Annotated in this window: 15 protein-coding genes; 8 read left to right on the forward strand and 7 right to left on the reverse strand. The window is 73.4% G+C overall.

The genetic code is table 11. The features are described 5' to 3' along the window. Positions 1-73: 73 nt before the first annotated feature. Entirely contained in the window at positions 74-994 is a 921-nt protein-coding gene (phnE, locus tag LHA35_RS13290; protein ID WP_226608758.1) for a phosphonate ABC transporter, permease protein PhnE, read from the forward strand. Beyond that, on the forward strand, positions 991-1,839 hold the full coding sequence (phnE, locus tag LHA35_RS13295; RefSeq protein ID WP_226608759.1) for a phosphonate ABC transporter, permease protein PhnE: 849 nt from the start codon (positions 991-993) through the stop codon (positions 1,837-1,839). The genes phnE (LHA35_RS13290) and phnE (LHA35_RS13295) overlap by 4 nt, the downstream gene beginning before the upstream one ends. 43 nt (positions 1,840-1,882) lie before the next feature. On the opposite strand, the gene LHA35_RS13300 is transcribed toward phnE (LHA35_RS13295), so the two are convergent. Further along, positions 1,883-3,223, reverse strand: coding sequence for an APC family permease (locus tag LHA35_RS13300; protein ID WP_226608760.1), 1,341 nt, complete (start codon positions 3,221-3,223; stop codon positions 1,883-1,885). Between the two features lie 465 nt (positions 3,224-3,688). Between LHA35_RS13300 and LHA35_RS13305 the strand changes: the two genes are divergently transcribed. Further along, entirely contained in the window at positions 3,689-4,684 is a 996-nt protein-coding gene (locus LHA35_RS13305) for a Bug family tripartite tricarboxylate transporter substrate binding protein (RefSeq protein ID WP_226608761.1), read from the forward strand. A 66-nt stretch (positions 4,685-4,750) separates the two neighbouring features. Beyond that, the gene (locus LHA35_RS13310) at positions 4,751-5,428 is read left to right on the forward strand and encodes an extensin-like domain-containing protein (RefSeq protein WP_226608762.1); all 678 of its coding nucleotides are present in this window, start codon (positions 4,751-4,753) and stop codon (positions 5,426-5,428) included. 363 nt (positions 5,429-5,791) lie between these two features. On the opposite strand, the gene LHA35_RS13315 is transcribed toward LHA35_RS13310, so the two are convergent. The 6 genes from LHA35_RS13315 to LHA35_RS13340 form a co-directional block, all read right to left on the reverse strand. Then, complete coding sequence (locus LHA35_RS13315) at positions 5,792-7,198, reverse strand: amidase (protein ID WP_226608763.1); 1,407 nt, start codon at positions 7,196-7,198, stop codon at positions 5,792-5,794. A 140-nt stretch (positions 7,199-7,338) separates the two neighbouring features. Continuing rightward, a complete protein-coding gene (locus LHA35_RS13320) occupies positions 7,339-8,313 on the reverse strand; it encodes an NAD(P)H-dependent flavin oxidoreductase (RefSeq protein ID WP_226608764.1) in 975 nt (324 codons plus the stop codon). Between the two features lie 183 nt (positions 8,314-8,496). Next, positions 8,497-8,703, reverse strand: a complete 207-nt coding sequence (locus LHA35_RS13325) for an AbrB/MazE/SpoVT family DNA-binding domain-containing protein (protein ID WP_226608765.1) — start codon at positions 8,701-8,703, stop codon at positions 8,497-8,499. A 288-nt stretch (positions 8,704-8,991) separates the two neighbouring features. Then, positions 8,992-10,821 (reverse strand): translational GTPase TypA, encoded by a 1,830-nt coding sequence (typA, locus tag LHA35_RS13330; RefSeq protein ID WP_226608766.1) that lies wholly within the window; start codon positions 10,819-10,821, stop codon positions 8,992-8,994. Between the two features lie 215 nt (positions 10,822-11,036). Continuing rightward, positions 11,037-11,408, reverse strand: a complete 372-nt coding sequence (locus LHA35_RS13335) for a hypothetical protein (protein ID WP_226608767.1) — start codon at positions 11,406-11,408, stop codon at positions 11,037-11,039. A gap of 106 nt (positions 11,409-11,514) precedes the next feature. Next, positions 11,515-12,543, reverse strand: coding sequence for an adenosine kinase (locus LHA35_RS13340; RefSeq protein ID WP_226608768.1), 1,029 nt, complete (start codon positions 12,541-12,543; stop codon positions 11,515-11,517). A 321-nt stretch (positions 12,544-12,864) separates the two neighbouring features. On the opposite strand from LHA35_RS13340, the gene LHA35_RS13345 reads away from it, so the two are divergent. From LHA35_RS13345 to LHA35_RS13360, 4 genes are all read left to right on the forward strand, one after another. Continuing rightward, positions 12,865-13,515 (forward strand): EI24 domain-containing protein, encoded by a 651-nt coding sequence (locus tag LHA35_RS13345; protein WP_226608769.1) that lies wholly within the window; start codon positions 12,865-12,867, stop codon positions 13,513-13,515. A gap of 285 nt (positions 13,516-13,800) precedes the next feature. Continuing rightward, the gene (locus LHA35_RS13350) at positions 13,801-14,298 is read left to right on the forward strand and encodes a bactofilin family protein (RefSeq protein ID WP_226608770.1); all 498 of its coding nucleotides are present in this window, start codon (positions 13,801-13,803) and stop codon (positions 14,296-14,298) included. Between the two features lie 78 nt (positions 14,299-14,376). After that, a complete protein-coding gene (locus tag LHA35_RS13355; protein WP_226608771.1) occupies positions 14,377-14,901 on the forward strand; it encodes a hypothetical protein in 525 nt (174 codons plus the stop codon). 489 nt (positions 14,902-15,390) lie between these two features. Then, positions 15,391-16,302 carry an AEC family transporter gene (locus LHA35_RS13360; RefSeq protein ID WP_226608772.1) on the forward strand — a complete coding sequence of 304 codons (912 nt, stop codon included), beginning with the start codon at positions 15,391-15,393 and terminating at the stop codon, positions 16,300-16,302. The last annotated feature ends 100 nt before the right edge of the window (positions 16,303-16,402 follow it).

Consider the following 16,402-nt stretch of genomic DNA (forward strand, 5'->3'; position numbering starts at 1 on the left):
CAGCGCCCCGGCGGCACGCCTGCGGCGCGGGGTGCCGCGGGCCGGGGCGGGCCGGCCATGGCGGGTGCGGCGCGTGACCACGCCTGTCCTGCGCCATGACGGCGCTGACCCGCCGGACGCCGCCGTCGCGCGTGGCGAGGCCGCCTTCCGTGCCGCGCGCGCCCGGCGCCGCCGCGCCACGCTGCTCGGCCTCGCTCTGCTCGCCGCCTGCCTGCTGGCCTCCGCCTGGATGAGCGAGGTGCGCCCGGCGACGCTGGCCGAGGGCCTGCCGCGCGTCGGCGACTATTTCCACCGCATCCTGCCGACGCTGCGCTGGCCCGTGCTGCTGGCCGGCAGCGAGACCGAGGGCAGCCTGGCCTCCTGGTTCTACCGCCTCGATTCCTGGGCCTGGCTGCTGTTCGAGACCGCCAACATGGCGGCGCTGGCGACGCTGCTGGGCGCCGGCGCGGCGCTGCTGCTGGCCTTCCCGGCGGCGCGCAACCTCGGCGCCGGGACGCTGGCCATGCAGCTCGCCCGCCGCGGGCTGGAGGCGATGCGGACCGTGCCGGAGATCGTCTTCGCCCTGATCCTCGTCTGGGCCTTCGGCGTCGGGCCGCTCGCGGGCATCCTGGCGATCGCGCTGCACACCGCGGGCGCCCTCGGAAAGCTCTTCGCCGAGGCGATCGAGAATGCCGCGATGGGCCCCTGGGAGGGGGTGCGCGCCGCCGGCGGGTCCTGGGCACAGGGCTGCCGCTTCGCCATCCTGCCGCAGGTGCTGCCGAACCTGCTGAGCTACGCCCTGCTCCGCTTCGAGATCAACCTGCGCTCGGCCAGCGTCATCGGCTTCGTCGGCGGCGGCGGGATCGGGGAGGAACTCTACACCGTCATCGCGCAGAACTACTACGAGGAGATCAGCGCCATCGTGGTGCTGATCCTGCTCGCCGTCGCCGCCATCGACCTGCTCTCCGAACGCCTGCGCCACCGGGTGATCGGCGCCGTGGGGGGTGCTGCATGAGGAGCCGCGGCGTGCCGCTGGCCGGCCCGGATGTCGCCGCCTGGCGCGCTCGCCTGCCGGCCGCCTTCGGCGCCGCGCCGCGCACCCGGCTGCTGCGCGCGCTGGCCGCGGCCGCCTTCCTCGCCTGGCTGGCCTGGGCGCTGGTGCATTTCGGCGTCTCGCCGCAGCGGCTGTGGAACGGGCTCGGCGGCCTCCTCGCCATCCTGCGGCTGATGGTCCCGCCCTCCCCCGGCGAGCTCTGGCTCGACATCCTGCAGGGCCTTGCCGAGAGCCTCGCCATGGCCTTCCTCGGCACCTTCGTCGCGGCGCTGATCGCCGTGCCGCTCGGCTTCCTCGGCGCCGGCAATGTGGTGACGGCGGTGCTGCTGCGCTTCTCCATCCGCCGGCTGTTCGATGGCTTCCGCGGCATCGACCAGCTGATCTGGGCGCTGGCCTATGTGCGCGCGGTCGGGCTCGGGCCGCTCGCCGGCGTGCTGGCGATCGCGACCGCGGACATCGCCGTGCTGGCCAAGCTCTATGCCGAGGCGATCGAGAATGTGGAGCGGCGGCAGGTGGAGGGCGTGGCGGCGGCCGGCGGCGGCTGGCCGGAACGCCTGCGCTTCGGCATCCTGCCGCAGGTGCTGCCCGTCATGCTCGCCCAGGCGCTCTATTTCTTCGAGAGCAACACGCGTTCCGCGGCCATCCTCGGCGTGGTGGGCGCGGGCGGGATCGGGCTGCAGATCGCCGAGCGCATCCGGGTGCGGCACTGGGACGAGGTGGCCTTCATCATCCTGCTGATGATCGCCATGGTCGCGGCGATCGACTGGGCCTCGGCCCGGCTGCGGCGGCGGCTGATCGGGCGCTGAGGCAGAGGGGGGGCGGCGCAGCGGCAGCGGGCCGCGGCTCCCCTCAGCTTGCCGGCAGGACGTTCCGTGGCCGCACCACCAGGTAGAGCAGCCCGATCACCGCCAGCACCACCGCCGCCAGGGCCGGGGCGCGCCAGTCGCCGGCGGCCACCCGGTTGCCGAGCAGCGCCAGGCAGACCAGGGCGCCGAGCGCCGGGACGGCCGCCGGCACCTCGAAGCCGCCAGGCGGCTCGCCCGGGCGCCGCTGCAGGATCAGCAGGGCGATGTTCACGCAGGCGAAGACCGCGAGCAGCAGCAGCACCGTCGCCGAGGCGAGCTGCGTGATGTCGCCCGCCAGCATCAGCGCGATCACCACGAGGAGCAGGGCGCCGATCGCCACATGCGGGGTGCGTGTCCGCGGATGCACCCGGCCCAGCACGCCCGGCAGCAGCCCGTGCCGCGCCATGCCGTAGGTGAGGCGCGAGGCGGTGACGTAGTTCAGCAGCGCGGTATTGGCGACGGCGAAGACCGTGATCGCGACATAGATCCAGTTGGGTAGCCAGGGCGCCGCCCGCTCCATCACCTCGGCCAGCGGGCCGGGGGCGGTGGCCAGTTCCTGCCAGGGCACGACCGAGACGGCGGTGATGGCGACCGCCATGTAGAGCACCGTGGCGACGAGCATGGCCGAGATGATGCCGAGCGGCACGGTGCGGTGCGGGTCGTGGCATTCCTCGGCGACGTTCAGCGTGTCCTCGAAGCCGATGAAGGCGAAGAAGGTCAGGATCGCCCCCTGCAGCAGGAAGCTCGCGCCGATGCCTTCGGCGCCCGGCGTCTCCAGCAGGTCGGCGCTGCCCCACCAGGGAATGCCGACCGCGATCACCAGGACCAGCCCCGTCGCCTCCACCACGGTGCAGAGGATGTTCATCCACATGCTCTCGCGGATGCCGCGGAACACCACGCCGGCGATGAGGAGGATGAAGCCGAGCGAGAGCAGCACCGGCGGGATGGCCGGGATGTCGGCCAGGCGCAGCAGGTTCTCTGCCACCACGCGCGACTGGGTGGCGACCGAGGTGAGGCCGGAGGCCATGACGGCGAGCCCCACCATCCAGGTCAGCAGCGGGCGGTGCCAGGTGCGGTGGACCACATAGGCCGCGCCGCCCGCCCGCGGGTAGCGCGAGCCGAGCGAGGCATAGGAGAGGCCGGTGAGCAGCGCCGCCACCATGGCGACCGCGAAGCCGAGCCAGACGGCGCTGCCGAGCTGCCCCGCCGCGCGGCCGACCAGCCCGTAGATGCCCGCGCCCAGCATGCCGCCGAGGGTATAGGCGAAGAGCTGGAAGGGGCCGATGCTGCGGCGCAGGGTGGGTTCCCCGGCCGCGTCGCCGGCCGCCAAGGCTCGCTCGCTCACGATCCCCTCCGCCCTTCTCTGGCGAGAGCGGAACAGCGCTGCCGGATCATGGTTCCTGCGCGCCCCGGCGGCGGCCGGCGGCGGGGCGCGGTGGTCGCGGCCCCGATCCCGGATGGCGCCGGGCGTGACGGGGTGACCCCGCCTCCTCCGGAGGCACGCCAGGGATCGAAACCGGCGCGCCGGGATGCACCGGCAGGCCCGTTGCGGGGTGGCATGCAAGCGGATGGCGTTCGGAACGGAGCGCAATCCACTTCAGGCCGCCGTTTACCAGGCGGGCTTACGCCGGCGGCTGCCCGGGCCGTCCGCGATCCGCTCCGGCCCTGGCCTCCCGCGCGCCTTCGGTGCATAGCGCTTCGCCGCGAATCATGCCGGCCAGGGCGGGAATATCGGCCCGGCGGAGCCAGGCGGCCATGCGGCTGCGGGCGCGTTCAGGCCAGGGCGGCACGAAGGGACAGGAGACACAGCATGAGCAAGATCGTGATCCGGCAACGGGATCTGTCCCGCCGGGCGGTGCTGGCGCTGGGCGCCCTCGCCGGCGGCGCGCCGGCCGCCTGGGCCATGGATTACCCGACGCGGCCGGTGCGCATCATCGTCCCCTACACGCCGGGCGGCACCACCGACATCGCGACCCGGCTGGTCGGGGAGCCGCTGTCGAAGGCGCTCGGGCAGCCGGTGGTGGTGGAGAACCGGCCCGGCGCCAACAGCATCGTCGGCGCGGCGGCCGCGGCGACCAGCGCGCCGGATGGCCATACCCTCGTCATGGTGCTGCCGGCGCATGCCGCCAATGCCACGCTGCAGGCCGGCAAGCTGCCCTTCGATGCGCTCGCCGGCTTCGCGCCGGTCTCCCTGGTGGTCTCGGCGCCGCTGGTGCTGGCCGGCAGCAAGCACATCCAGGCGCAGACGCTGCGCGACTACCTGGACTACGCCCGGCGCAATCCGGGCAAGGTGAATTACGGGTCGAGCGGCATCGGCGCGACGGCGCATCTGGCGATGGAGCTGCTCAAGATGCGCACCGGCGTGCAGATGGAGCACATTCCCTATCGCGGCACGCAGCCGGCGCTGCAGGACCTGATGGCCGGCAATATCGGGCTGATGTTCGACACCCTCTCGCCGCTGAAGCCGCAATTCGAGGCGGGGAACGTCCGGCCGCTCGGCATCGCCACGGCCCAACGTATCGCCGCCGCGCCGGACCTGCCCACGGTCATCGAGGGCGGGATCGAGGATTTCGTGGCGAGTTCCTGGTGCATGCTGCTCGCCCCGGCCGGCACCCCGCCGGCGATCGTGGACCGCATCGCGACCGAGGTCGGCCGGATCGTGCGCGAGCCGGCGATGAGCGCGAAGCTGCAGGAACTCGGCTTCGTGGTGGAAGGGCGGCCGCCCGCCGAGACCGGCGCCTTCCTGCGCGCCGAGGTGGAGCGCTGGGGCTCCGTCATCCGCGCGGCCAATGTGACCGTCGAGTAGCGGGGACCGCCCCGCCTCGCCAGGGCGGGGGCTTCCTGGGGCGGGCGGCGGGCCCATCTCCCGGCCATGCGCTGGCTCGCCCTGCTCGCCCTGGTCGCTGCGCTGCTCGCCCTCGGGCTGCGCCACCTGCCGCCGGACTGGGATCCGCGCAGGCCGCTCGACCTCACGGCGCCGCCCAATGCCCTCACCGGGCTGAAGCTGCACTGGATGACCGCGCGGCCGGAGGCCTGCTTCGCCGCCTTCGCCGCCTCCGGCATCCCGGTCACGCGGGTGGCCGACCGGCGCTCGGGCGAGGGCTGCGCGATCGAGAATGCCGTCCGGCTGACCGGCACGCTGCGGGCCTTGCCGGCGGATCCTGTCACCACCTGCCCGCTGGCCGCCGCCTGGGTGCTGTTCGAGCGGAACACGCTGCAGCCCGCAGCCCGGGCGCATCTCGGCACCGAGGTCACCGGCCTTCGCCATTTCGGCACCTATGCCTGCCGCAACGTGAACCATGCCGCGGCGGGGCGCCGCAGTGAGCACGCGACGGCGAATGCGATCGACATCGCCGGCTTCCTGCTGCGCGACGGGCGCGAGGTGAGGCTGGCCACCGCCTGGCCGGGGAGCGGCCCCGAGGCCGCCTTCCTCCGCTCCGTGCGCGACGGCGCCTGCCGCTGGTTCCGCGCCGTCCTCGGCCCCGACTACAACGCGGCGCACCAGGATCACTTCCACTTCGACATGGGACCCTGGCGCCTCTGCCGCTGAGGCGAAGCACGCCCTGCCCCCTGATCTCCGGCCTGTGGCTGCCGGCGCCGCGCCATCCGGGGCGGCGCGCAGACGCGCGCTCAGCCGGCGGCGTCGGCAGGCCGGGATCGATGGCACGCCTGCCTCCTACCGGCCGGCATGAATGCTGGCCGGTATGGCCTGTTGTCTGGCGCGCAGCCGCCACACCAACCCTGCGCGCGATACCGACCGGCAGACGTCAAGACGTTTGCCTGGGCCTGTTGAACAACGGCCGGCTGTGGGCGCCGGGATCAGCCCTTCACGGCAGCGGTCGCAGGCCGTCCACCAGGCATTGGGATGCCTCGCGACAGCGCCGCTGTTTTCAACAGCCCCCGCCGGTCGGTATCACAGGCCGATGCAGGTGCCGAGGACCGGGTCGGGCCAGGGCTTCGCCGCCTCCCACTCCGCCGCCATGGCGCAGAGCAGCCCGTCCGAACCGGCCGGGCCGACAAGCTGGAAGCCGATCGGCAACCCGGACTCGGAGGGCTGGCAGGGCAGCGCGATGCCGGGCAGGCCGCCGAGATTGGCGAAATTGGTGAAGACCGCATGGCCGCGCGGGCCGACCGCCTGGCCGTCGATGACGGGCGGCGCGACCTGCCGGGCCGGCCAGGGCAGCGCCGCCGCGGCGGGCGTCAGGATCAGGTCCCAGGCCTGGAAGAACGCCGCCATCCGGCGGCGGAAGGCGGCAATGCCATCCACCGCGGCGAAGACCGCCTGGGGCGAGAGCGCGCGGCCGGCCGCCGCCATCTCCCGCAGCATCGGCGCCTCCGGCTCCCCGCCCTTCTGCGCCAGCAGCCAGGCGAGGCCGGCCTGGCTGACGGGGGCGAAGAGCGCGCCGAGTTCCTCGGCGGTGAAGGGCGCCTCGCCCGTCTCGACGCAATGGCCGAGCTTGGCGATCCGCGCCGCGGCGATGGCGACGCTGGTCGTGATCTCGGGCTCCACCGGGTTCGCGCCGAATTGCGGCACATGGAGGATGCGCTGGCGCGGCGGCGGCACCGGCGCCGCGAGGGGCGGCAGGCCGCGGCTGGCCGGGTCGCGCGGATCGGGTGGCGAGAGCAGGGCGAGCAGCGCGGCCAGGTCCGCGGCGGTGCGGGCGATCGGGCCGATCTGCTCCAGGTCCAGCAGGATGGCCGGCAGCCCGTCGCAGCGCGGCACCCGGCCGGGAGAGGGCTTCAGCCCGATCAGGCCGGTATGGGAGGCCGGCCGGCGGATCGAGCCGCCGCCATCCGTCCCGAGGGCCAGCGGCCCCAGCCCCGCGGCAACCGCCGCCACCGCCCCGCCGGAGGAACCGCCCGGCGTCAGCGCCGGGTCCCACGGGTTGCGCGTCGGGCCGAAGAGGGTGTTGTCCGTATAGCCCTGCAGGGTGAATTCCGGGACATTGGTCTTGCCGAGGATGACGAGGCCCGCCGCCCGGGCGCGCGCGACCGGCAGTTCGTCCCGCTCCGGCACGTGGTCGCGGAACATCGGGCTGCCCCAGGTGCAGGGCAGGCCGGCGACCGCGATGTTGTCCTTCACCGTCAGCGCCACCCCATCGAGCGGCGAGAGCGGCGTGCCCGCCTGCCAGCGCGCCTCGCTCGCGCGGGCGGCGGCGCGGGCACCGGTCTCGTCGAGCGCGATGATGGCGTTGAGCCGCGGGTTCAGCCGCGCGATGCGGGCGAGGATGGCGTCCAGCGCCTCGACCGGCGAGAGGGCGCGGCGGGCATAGAGGCCGGCCAGCGCGCGGGCGGAGAGCAGGGCGGGGTCGCTCGGCATGCGGGCCTCCGGTCGGGGCGTCGCTTCCCCCTTTGGTCGGGGGTTGAACGCAGGGATGCCGTCGGGGTGGCCGGGACCGGCGCAGGCGGGGCCGCCAGCCTCCCGCATCGCCCCTTCTTCGCAATCCGGGGCGGGGCGGGTCAGAGCCCCAGCCCCCGCAGCCTGGCCATGGCCTCCGCCGCCTCGGCGGCCATGCGGCGCACCACCTCGCCGGCCGGCGGCACGTCCCCGAACAGGCCGACGCATTGCCCGGCCCAGACATAGCTCCCCGCCAGGTCGCCGTCGTCCGTGCCGCGGGCGTTCATCGCGCCGGCGATCATGGCGACGATCTCCGCCTGCGGCGCGCCGGCGGCCTCGGCCGCGAGGATCCGCTCGGCATGCCGGCTCCGCAGCACGCGGCCGGGCATGCCGAGGCTGCGCTTGATGATCATGGTGTCGGCCGGCGCGGCGGCGGCCAGCGCCTGCTTGTAGGCGGCATGCGCCCGGGCCTCTTCGGTCGCGACGAAGCGCGTGCCCATCTCGACGCCCTCCGCGCCGAGGGCGAGCGCGGCCAGCAGCCCGGCGCCGGTGGCGATGCCGCCGGAGGCGAGGACGGGGATCTTCACCGCGGCCACCACGCGCGGGACCATGACGAGGGTGGTCTCGTCGCTGCGGCCGATATGGCCGCCGCCCTCATAGCCGACGGTCGCCACCATGTCGGCGCCGGCCGCCTCGGCCTTCCGCGCCAGTTCCGGCCCCGCGGTCAGCACCAGGGTCTTCGCGCCCGCCTCCTGGCAGCGGCGGAGATAGGGAGCGGGGTTGCCGGCGGTGAGCGCGATGATGCGCACCCCCTCCTCCAGCGCCGCCTCCAGCGCCGGCCAGATATCCTGCCGGCCGATCGGGAAATTCACCGCGAAGGGCTGGTCCGTCAGGGCGCGGCAGCGGCGGATCTCGGCCCGCAGCGCCTCCGGTCCATCCAGCCCGGCATTGGCGATCTGCCCCAGGCCGCCGGCATTGGAAACGGCGGCGGCCAGGTCGGCGGTCGCGACACGCGCCAAGCCGCCCTGGACGATGGGATAGCGGATGCCCAGCAGCCGGGTGACGCGGGTCTCGATGGCGGGGGGCGCAGGGGGCATGACGTCTCGCTCGGGTGGTTGCCGGCGAGTGTAGCGCCCGTGGCGCGGCGGGGCAGCGGGCCGTGCGACACGACCTGCCGCCTGCAGCGGATTGCGTTCAAAACTGAACGCCAATCCGCTGCAGGCCGTTGTCCGTAGAGCAGATCCACGCTGCGGGGCGTGCACGCCCCTCCGCGATCTGCTCTACCCCTTTTCCAGCTTCGCCAGGCGCCGCTGCAGCGCCAGCCGGGCCCCACGAAGCCGCCGCAGCAGCGCCGGCGGCGTCACGCCGCGCAGTTCCTCCCCCTCGGCCTGCAGCAGCAGCTGGCTGCCCGGCGTCAGGCCAAGCCGCGTCCGGAGCGCCTTCGGCACGGTGATCCGTCCCTTGGCGTCCATCCGGGCCCGCAGCATGCGTGGCGCATTCGGTGCTCTGACCATTCCCTTCGCATCCGATCCGACCTGCCCGGCTTACGCCGCCGCGGCTCCCGAATGCAACACCGGCGCCCGGGAGACCCGGACGCCGCTGCGATACGCGAATCATACCTGGCTCATGACGTCCCGACCTGCGGCCTGCGGAGCGGGCCGGGCGCGCGAAGGCGCGCCGCGGCCCATGCCGCGAAGCCAAGGCCCGGAGGGCCGCCGGCGTTCGAGGCAGGACATGCACCAGCATGTCCTGACCCAGGTACCAGGCGCGGGGGCTTACGCCGCCTCGCTCTCCGCCCGGCGCGCATGCTTCTTGCGCTCATGCGGGTCGAGGTAGCGCTTGCGCAGCCGAATGGCCGAGGGCGTCACCTCCACCAGCTCGTCATCCTCGATATAGGCGATCGCCTGCTCGAGGCTCATCCGCCGCGGCGGGGTCAGCAGCAGCGCCTCATCCTTGCCGGCGGCGCGGATGTTGGTGAGCTTCTTCTCCTTGATCGGGTTCACGTCCAGGTCGTTGTCCCGGCTGTGCTCGCCGAGGATCATGCCGACATAGACCTTGACGCCCGGATCGACGAAGAGCGTGCCGCGCTCCTGCAGGTAGAACAGCGCGTACTGGATCGCCTCGCCATCGGAGTTGGAGATCAGCGAGCCGTTGCGCCGCCCCTCGATCGGGCCGGCCCAGGGGAAGTAGCCCAGGAACAGCCGGTTCATCATGCCGGTGCCGCGGGTGTCCGTCATGAACTCGCCGTGGTAGCCGATCAGGCCGCGCGACGGGATGTGGAAGGTCAGCCGCACCTTGCCGCCGCCGGACGGCCGCATGTCCTGCATCTGGCCCTTGCGCAGCGACATCTTCTCGACGACGACGCCGGAATACTGCTCGTCGACGTCGATCAGCGCCTCCTCATAGGGCTCCTCGCGCTCGCCCGTCTCCGGGTTCTCACGCGTCAGGACGCGCGGGCGGCCGATGGTCAGCTCGAAGCCCTCACGCCGCATGGTCTCGATCAGCACGCCGAGCTGGAGCTCGCCGCGGCCGGCAACCTCGAAGGCATCGACTTCCTCGGACACCTTCACCTTGATGGCGACGTTGCCCTCGGTCTCCTTGAACAGCCGGTCGCGGATCTGGCGGCTGGTGACCTTCTTGCCCTCGCGGCCGCCGAGCGGGCCGTCATTGATTCGGAAGGTCATGGCGAGCGTCGGCGGGTCCACCGGGATGGCCGGCAGCGGCTCCGTCACCTCGGGAGAGGCGATGGTGTCCGGGATGGTCGCGTCCGACAGGCCGGCGATGGCGATGATGTCGCCCGCCTGCACCTCATCGACCGGCACGCGGTCGAGGCCGGAGAAGGTCATCAGCTTGGTCAGCCGGCCCGTCTCCACCACCGTGCCGTCCTGGCGCAGCACGCGCACCGGCATGTTGACGCGGGCGGTGCCCTGCTCGACGCGGCCGGTCAGGATGCGGCCGAGGAAGTTGTCGCTCTCGAGGATGCTCGCATTCATCGCGAAGGGCTTGTCGAGCTCGACCTTCGGCGCCGGGACGTGGCTCAGGATCAGGTCGAACATCGGCGACAGGTCCTTGCGGGGACCGTCCATCGACAGGTCCGCCCAGCCCTGCCGGCCGGAGGCGAACATGGTGTGGAAGTCGAGCTGCTCGTCGGTCGCGCCCAGCGCCGCGAAGAGGTCGAAGACCTCGTTGTGCACCTCGTCCGGCCGGGCGTCCTGGCGGTCCACCTTGTTGATGACGACGATCGGCTTCAGGCCGCGCGCCAGCGCCTTGGTGAGCACGAACTTGGTCTGCGGCAGCGGCCCCTCGGCCGCGTCGCACAGCACGATGGCGCCGTCCACCATGGACAGGATGCGCTCCACCTCGCCGCCGAAATCGGCGTGGCCGGGCGTGTCCACGATGTTGATCTTCACGCCCTTCCACTCGACGGCGGTGGACTTGGCGAGGATGGTGATGCCGCGCTCGCGCTCCAGGTCATTGCGGTCGAGCGCACGCTCGGCCACCTGCTGGTTGGCGCGGAAGGCGCCGGCCTGCTTGAGGAGGTTGTCGACCAGCGTCGTCTTGCCGTGATCGACATGCGCGATGATCGCGACGTTGCGGATTTCCATGAGGGGTCACGTCCCTGGCTGCCGCAACGCAAGGCGACGCGCCCCGGTCGCAGAAGGCGACCGGGCGAGGGCGGCGCAGCAGGGCGGCATGTTGCGGCGCACAGATAGGGCGTCGCGGCCGGAAAAGCGAGCATTGAATGCCGCAGGGCTGCCGGAACCTGGGCGCAGGGCAGGAAGGCGTGCCGTGGGCGGGGGCATCCCCCCGCCCGGCCGGCTCAGCGCCGCTGCTGCGTCTGCGGCTGCTCGCTCGGCGTCACCGCCGTGCCACCGGGCGCCGTCGGCATGGCGCCAGGTGTGGCGCTCGGGTCGGGTGCGCCGCGGCCCTGGGTCGGTGCCAGGTCGGTCGCCGAGCCCTGGGCCGGCTGCTGGCTGCGGCCCTGCATCTCCTGCGGCGTGCTGCCGAGGCTGCCGGCGGCCGGCGAGCCCGGGGTGCCGGCCGAGATGCCGCCGCCGGTGCCGCCGCCGCTACCCTGGGCCAGGATAATGGGGCGGTCCGTCGAGGCGCTGTGGTAGCCGCAATCCGCGAAGGCAGGGCTGGTCAGCAGCACCGCGCCGAGCGCGGTGGCAAGCATGTGGGTTCGACGCATCTGAATCTCCGCTCATCCGAGCGCGGGCGGCCCGCCAGCTCCCGGTGAGCGGCAGCGGCCGGAACCGATCCGCGCCGGGGCAAGGACCCGTTGCGATCGGCCCGCGTCAGCCCAACACGGAAGAGACGGGGCGGTTCCCTATCCCGGCAACGATCAGCGCCTGAAGGTCCGCCTGCGGCCGCGCACCAAAGTGGGAGATCACCTCCGCCGCCGCGACCGAACCCCAGCGGCCGCACTCCGGCAGGGGGAGGCCACGGGTATGGGCCGCGAGGAAGCCGGCGGCATAGGCATCGCCCGCCCCGGTGGTGTCCACCACCCTGGTCGGCACCGCCGCCACCTGGTGGCGATCCTCCCCGGCGATGATCACACTGCCCTCGGCGCTGCGGGTCAGGGCCGCCAGCCCGACCTCCTGCCGCACCAGCTCGGCCGCCTCCTCGAAATCCTCGGCCTCATACAGGGCGAGGATCTCGCTCTCATTGGCGAAGAGGATGTCCACCTCCTCCCGCACCAGCTTGCGGAAGGCCTGGCGGTGCCGCTGCACGCAGAAGGCGTCGGACAGGCTGAGCGCCACCTGGCGGCCATGCCGGTGGGCGATGCGGGAGGCTTCCATGAAGGCCGCCTGCGCCGCCGGCGGGTCGAACAGGTAGCCTTCCATGTAGAGCACCTTCGCGCGCGCCACCTCTTCCTCGGCCACGTCGGCGGCCGAGAAATGCACGCAGGCGCCGAGGAAGGTGTTCATGGTGCGCTGCGCGTCCGGCGTCACCAGGATCAGGCAGCGCGCGGTGGGCGCGCCGTCCTTCAGCGGCAGGGTCGGGAAATGCACCCCGGCCGCCCTGATGTCATGCGCGAAGACCCGGCCGAGCTGGTCGTCCGCCACCTTGCCGAGGAAGCCGACCCGGGCCCCGAGCGCGGCCGCGACCGCGCAGGTGTTGCCGGCCGAGCCGCCCGAGCTCTCGACCCCCGGCGCCATGGCGGCATAGAGCGCCTCCGCCTCCTCCGGCCCGATCAGGCGCATGGCGCCCTTCGCGAGGTTGCGCTGCTCCAGGAACCCGTCCTCGGCCCGGGCGAGCACGTCGACGATGGCATTGCCGATCCCGAGGATATCGAGGCTGGGCTCGCTGATGGGGGCGCGCATGGGCGTTGGGACCTCGTCCGGCTGGCAGGCGTTGCGGGCTGGGGCCTGGTGGCCGCGGCCGGGATGCGGTCGCGACGCGGGCCCTGCCCCAGGATCATCGACGGCGGGAGCAGGGTGCCCAGGCATGCCTTCGCTGCCTGCGCGAACCTGCTCCGGAGCGGTTTTCGCGCTGACGGCGCAAGGTGAAAATGCTCCAGCCTTTGTTTGCTGAGCAGATCCACGCCCCCGGGCGTTGCCGCCCCGCGGCGATCCGCCCCGGCGGCGCACCGGATAGCCGCGGAACCTGCCCACGGCAACCAATTGCCCTGCCTGGATGGATGCATGCTGAACGCCTTCCTGCTGAGCCTTCGCCAGATGCATGAACCCGCCTTCCTGGCGCCGCTGGCAAAGGGCCTGCTCGGCGCCGTGCTGGTCTTCGCGGTGCTGGCGGGCCTGGCCGCCCTGGGCACCGGCTGGCTGGCCGGCGGCAGCGGCTGGCTGGCCACCCTCGCCGCCACTGCCGGCGGGCTGCTCACCCTCGGCCTCGCCTATTGGCTGTTCATCCCGGCCATGCTGGCAATCGCCGGGATCTTCCTCGATCCGGTATCGGCGGCGGTGGAGCGGCGCTTCTACCCCGGCCTGCCGCCGGCGCAGGGCGCCGGGCTGGGGGCGCAGGCCCGCTTCAATGTCCTGCTCGGCGCCAGGATCGCCGGGCTGTCCCTGCTGGCCCTGCCGGTCGCCCTGCTGGCGCCGCTCCTCGGTGCGGTGCTGCTCTGGGCGATCTCGACCGTCGCGCTCGGCCACGGGCTGTTCGAAGGGGTGGCGCAGCGCCGCATGTCGGTGCCGGAGGCACGCGCGCTGCGCCGGCGCCGGCAGGGCTCCGTGCTCGGGCTCGGCGCGGTGCTCGCGGCCCTCTCATTGGTTCCGGTTGTTAACTTACTGGTGCCGGTTTTCGGCACCGCCGCCATGACGCATCTGCTGCATCGCAGCTAAGGCGGAATATCCGGCGAAATCCTCGCAGGAACGCGATCTCTCCGTTGTGCGCGCGCAAGCCAGCATGGTAGCCGATTGCCATTGCGCGACACGCCGCGCCGGACCGCCCGACGCATTGTCCGCCGCACCGCTCTGAAGGGGGGCAGCATGGCCATTTTCGGCCGTAAACGTGATGAGGCACCGGCCACGCCGGCCGCCGACCCGACACCTGTCGCGGTTCCCGCCGCGCGGGATTCCGATATCGGCGTGCCGCCTTTCCGCCCAGCATCCAAGGACACGCCCAACATGACCCTGGCGCCCAAGCCGACCACCACCCCCGCCGCGCCGACCGTCGGCGTCCGCCCGGCCGTCGGCGTGCCCGCCCGCCCGCAGCCGCGGGCCGAGGCCGGGGAGCGCCGCACGCTGGTCGTCGGGCGCGGCATCAGCCTGCAGGGCACCGTCGCCGATGCCGAGCGGCTGGTGGTCGAGGGCACGGTCGAGAGCCAGATGATCCAGGCCAGCGAGCTCTTCGTCGCCCAGTCCGGCGTCTTCAAGGGTGAGATGCAGGTCGAGGATGCCGAGATCGCCGGCCTGTTCGACGGCACCATCACCGCCCGCAACAGCCTGGTCATCCGCGCCTCGGGCAAGGTGAACGGCATCGCCCGCTGCCGGAAGCTCTCCGTCGAGGAAGGCGGCCAGGTCTCCGGCAAGATGGAGATGCTGACCGACGCGCAGGCCAACGCGCCGGTCGCGCCGCGCCCGGTGGCGCCCCCGGTCGCGGTTCCGGCGCCGGCCGAGGCCTGAGCTGACGCCCGCCGCCGGCACCCCCGGCGGCGGGCCCCCACCCGGGCGGCGACGCCCGCACCCGGAGACCGCGTGGCCATGGCGCCCCGCCTCCGCCTGCTCCTCCTGCTGCTGCTGCCCGCCGGTTGCGCCGCGCCGGAGGATCGGGAACTCGCCGCCCTGCGCCTGGCGGCCGAGAGCAGCCAGGCCAGCCTCGCCGCCACCGCCCCGGCGCCCGTACCCGCCCTGCCGCCCCGCCCTGCCCCGCGCGCCGCCTCCCTGATCGATATCCGCCACGCCCCACCCGGCCCCAGGCCGGTGGCCGCCGCCGAGTTGCTGGGCGCCGGGCCGGAGACGCTGCGCCGCTGGCTGGGCGAGCCCTCGCTGCGCCGGTCGGAAGGCGGCGCCGAGATCTGGCTCTATGCCGGAGAGGGCTGCGCGCTCGACCTGGTGCTCTACCCGGCAGGCGGGGGCCTGCGTGTCGCCCATGCCGCGGCGCGGGCGCATGGGACGGAGCCGCGGACCGAGGTGGCCTGCCTGCGCGGGATCGCGGCGCCGCCGGCGATGCGGCCCATACCCGCCGCCGCCGGCCCCATGGCGGAGCCGGACGACCGCGGCATCTGATAAACCCAACCGCATCAGAAGATTGCGGCTGCTTTCGTCGCAGGCTCAGGCGTGACGCCAGTCCGCCGCCTGACGAACACAGATCCCTGCCGCGTGAAGGTTGACCGTCCTGCATCACGGCTGACGCATTGATGCGGTTCCAGGCGCCGGCGGCCCTCCGGGCCTCGGCTTCGCGGCATGGGCTCGGGCCGCCTTCCAAGTCGGGCCTCGTGCCGGCCGGCATGGTCCCGCCAAGCCTTGCCGCCCCCCGCCAATCCCAGGCCTGGACGCCACCGGCCGCGGCCCTGCCATTGGCCTGCCGGGTCGCCATGGCCGGGCCAGGCCCCCCGCCCCGCGGTCGCGTCACGGCACCCGCGGGCAGGCGCCACACAGAGGCTGCGCTTTGGGGCTGGACGAAACCGCCCCCTGGCCCGCTTATCGCATGGCGCGTATCGCAGGATGCGCCCATGCCAGAGGCGCGCCCGCGCGACGCATTCCCGATCGGACCCCGTGATCCTCTATCTCGACGTCTTCGTGCCGCCCTTCGGGCTGCTGCTGCTCGGCGCGCTGCTGCGCCGCCACCTGCTGCGGGAGGAGGCGGTCTGGGCGGGCATCGAGCGCCTGGTCTTCTGGGTGCTGATGCCGGCGCTGCTCTGCTCGGCCATCGCCGCGGTCGATCTGGCCGCCCTGCCGATCGGCGGCATGGCCGTCGCGATCTGGCTGTCGCTGCTCGGCGGGGCAGCGCTCAGTGTCGGGCTCGCCCGGCTCGCCCGACTCGACCACCCCGCCATGACCTCGGTCTTTCAGGGCGGCATCCGGTTCAACAACCTGATGGGCTTCGCCGTCACCGGCGGGCTGTTCGGCGCGGCCGGCACCTCGCTCGGCGCGGTCGCGACCGGCCTGATCGTGCCTTGCGTGCAGTTCATGACGACGCTCGCCTTCGCGCTCGGCGGCGGGCGCCGCTTCTCCGCCACGCGGGCGCTGCGGCAGCTCGCGCTCAACCCGCTGCTGCTGGCCTGCCTCGCGGGCTTCGCCATCTCGCTCGCGGGCGGGCTGCCGCCGGGCCTCGCGCCGCTGACCAGGACCATCGGCCAGGCCTCGATCGCGCTCGGCCTGCTCTGCGTCGGCGCCGCGCTCTCGCCCGGCGCGCTGCGCGGCCGCCTGCCGCTGCAGCTCGCGACCAGCGTCATCAAGCTGGTGCTGGTGCCGCTGATGGTGCTCGGCACCGGCCGGGCACTCGGGCTGGATCCGCTCGCCCTCTCGGTCGCGCTGGTCTTCATGGCGCTGCCGACCGCGACCACCAGCTACGTCATGGCCCGCGCCATGGGGGGCGATGCCCCGCTGATGGCGGCGCTGACCACGCTGGAACATGTGCTGGCCGTTCTCACCCTGCCGCTCTGGATCCTGCTGCTGGGGTCGTGACGGCCGCTGGCGCTTGGCCTTAGATAAGCCCCGGGCCATGCATGAATGCCGACGCATTCATGCAGCCTCGGTCGCCGGCGCCGCCGCTGGCGGCTTGGTT

The sequence above is a fragment of the Roseicella aerolata genome (assembly GCF_020523605.1).
GTDB classification, from domain to species: Bacteria; Pseudomonadota; Alphaproteobacteria; order Acetobacterales; family Acetobacteraceae; genus Paracraurococcus; species Paracraurococcus aerolatus.

Coding starts and splice junctions, on each gene's coding strand:
- phnE (WP_226608759.1), top strand. CDS start 991: ATGAGGAGCCGCGGCGTGCCGCTGGCCGGCCCGGATGTCGCCGCCTGG.
- LHA35_RS13305 (WP_226608761.1), top strand. CDS start 3,689: ATGAGCAAGATCGTGATCCGGCAACGGGATCTGTCCCGCCGGGCGGTG.
- LHA35_RS13310 (WP_226608762.1), top strand. CDS start 4,751: ATGCGCTGGCTCGCCCTGCTCGCCCTGGTCGCTGCGCTGCTCGCCCTC.
- LHA35_RS13315 (WP_226608763.1), bottom strand. CDS start 7,198: ATGCCGAGCGACCCCGCCCTGCTCTCCGCCCGCGCGCTGGCCGGCCTC.
- LHA35_RS13320 (WP_226608764.1), bottom strand. CDS start 8,313: ATGCCCCCTGCGCCCCCCGCCATCGAGACCCGCGTCACCCGGCTGCTG.
- LHA35_RS13325 (WP_226608765.1), bottom strand. CDS start 8,703: ATGCTGCGGGCCCGGATGGACGCCAAGGGACGGATCACCGTGCCGAAG.
- typA (WP_226608766.1), bottom strand. CDS start 10,821: ATGGAAATCCGCAACGTCGCGATCATCGCGCATGTCGATCACGGCAAG.
- LHA35_RS13335 (WP_226608767.1), bottom strand. CDS start 11,408: ATGCGTCGAACCCACATGCTTGCCACCGCGCTCGGCGCGGTGCTGCTG.
- LHA35_RS13340 (WP_226608768.1), bottom strand. CDS start 12,543: ATGCGCGCCCCCATCAGCGAGCCCAGCCTCGATATCCTCGGGATCGGC.
- LHA35_RS13345 (WP_226608769.1), top strand. CDS start 12,865: ATGCTGAACGCCTTCCTGCTGAGCCTTCGCCAGATGCATGAACCCGCC.
- LHA35_RS13350 (WP_226608770.1), top strand. CDS start 13,801: ATGACCCTGGCGCCCAAGCCGACCACCACCCCCGCCGCGCCGACCGTC.
- LHA35_RS13355 (WP_226608771.1), top strand. CDS start 14,377: ATGGCGCCCCGCCTCCGCCTGCTCCTCCTGCTGCTGCTGCCCGCCGGT.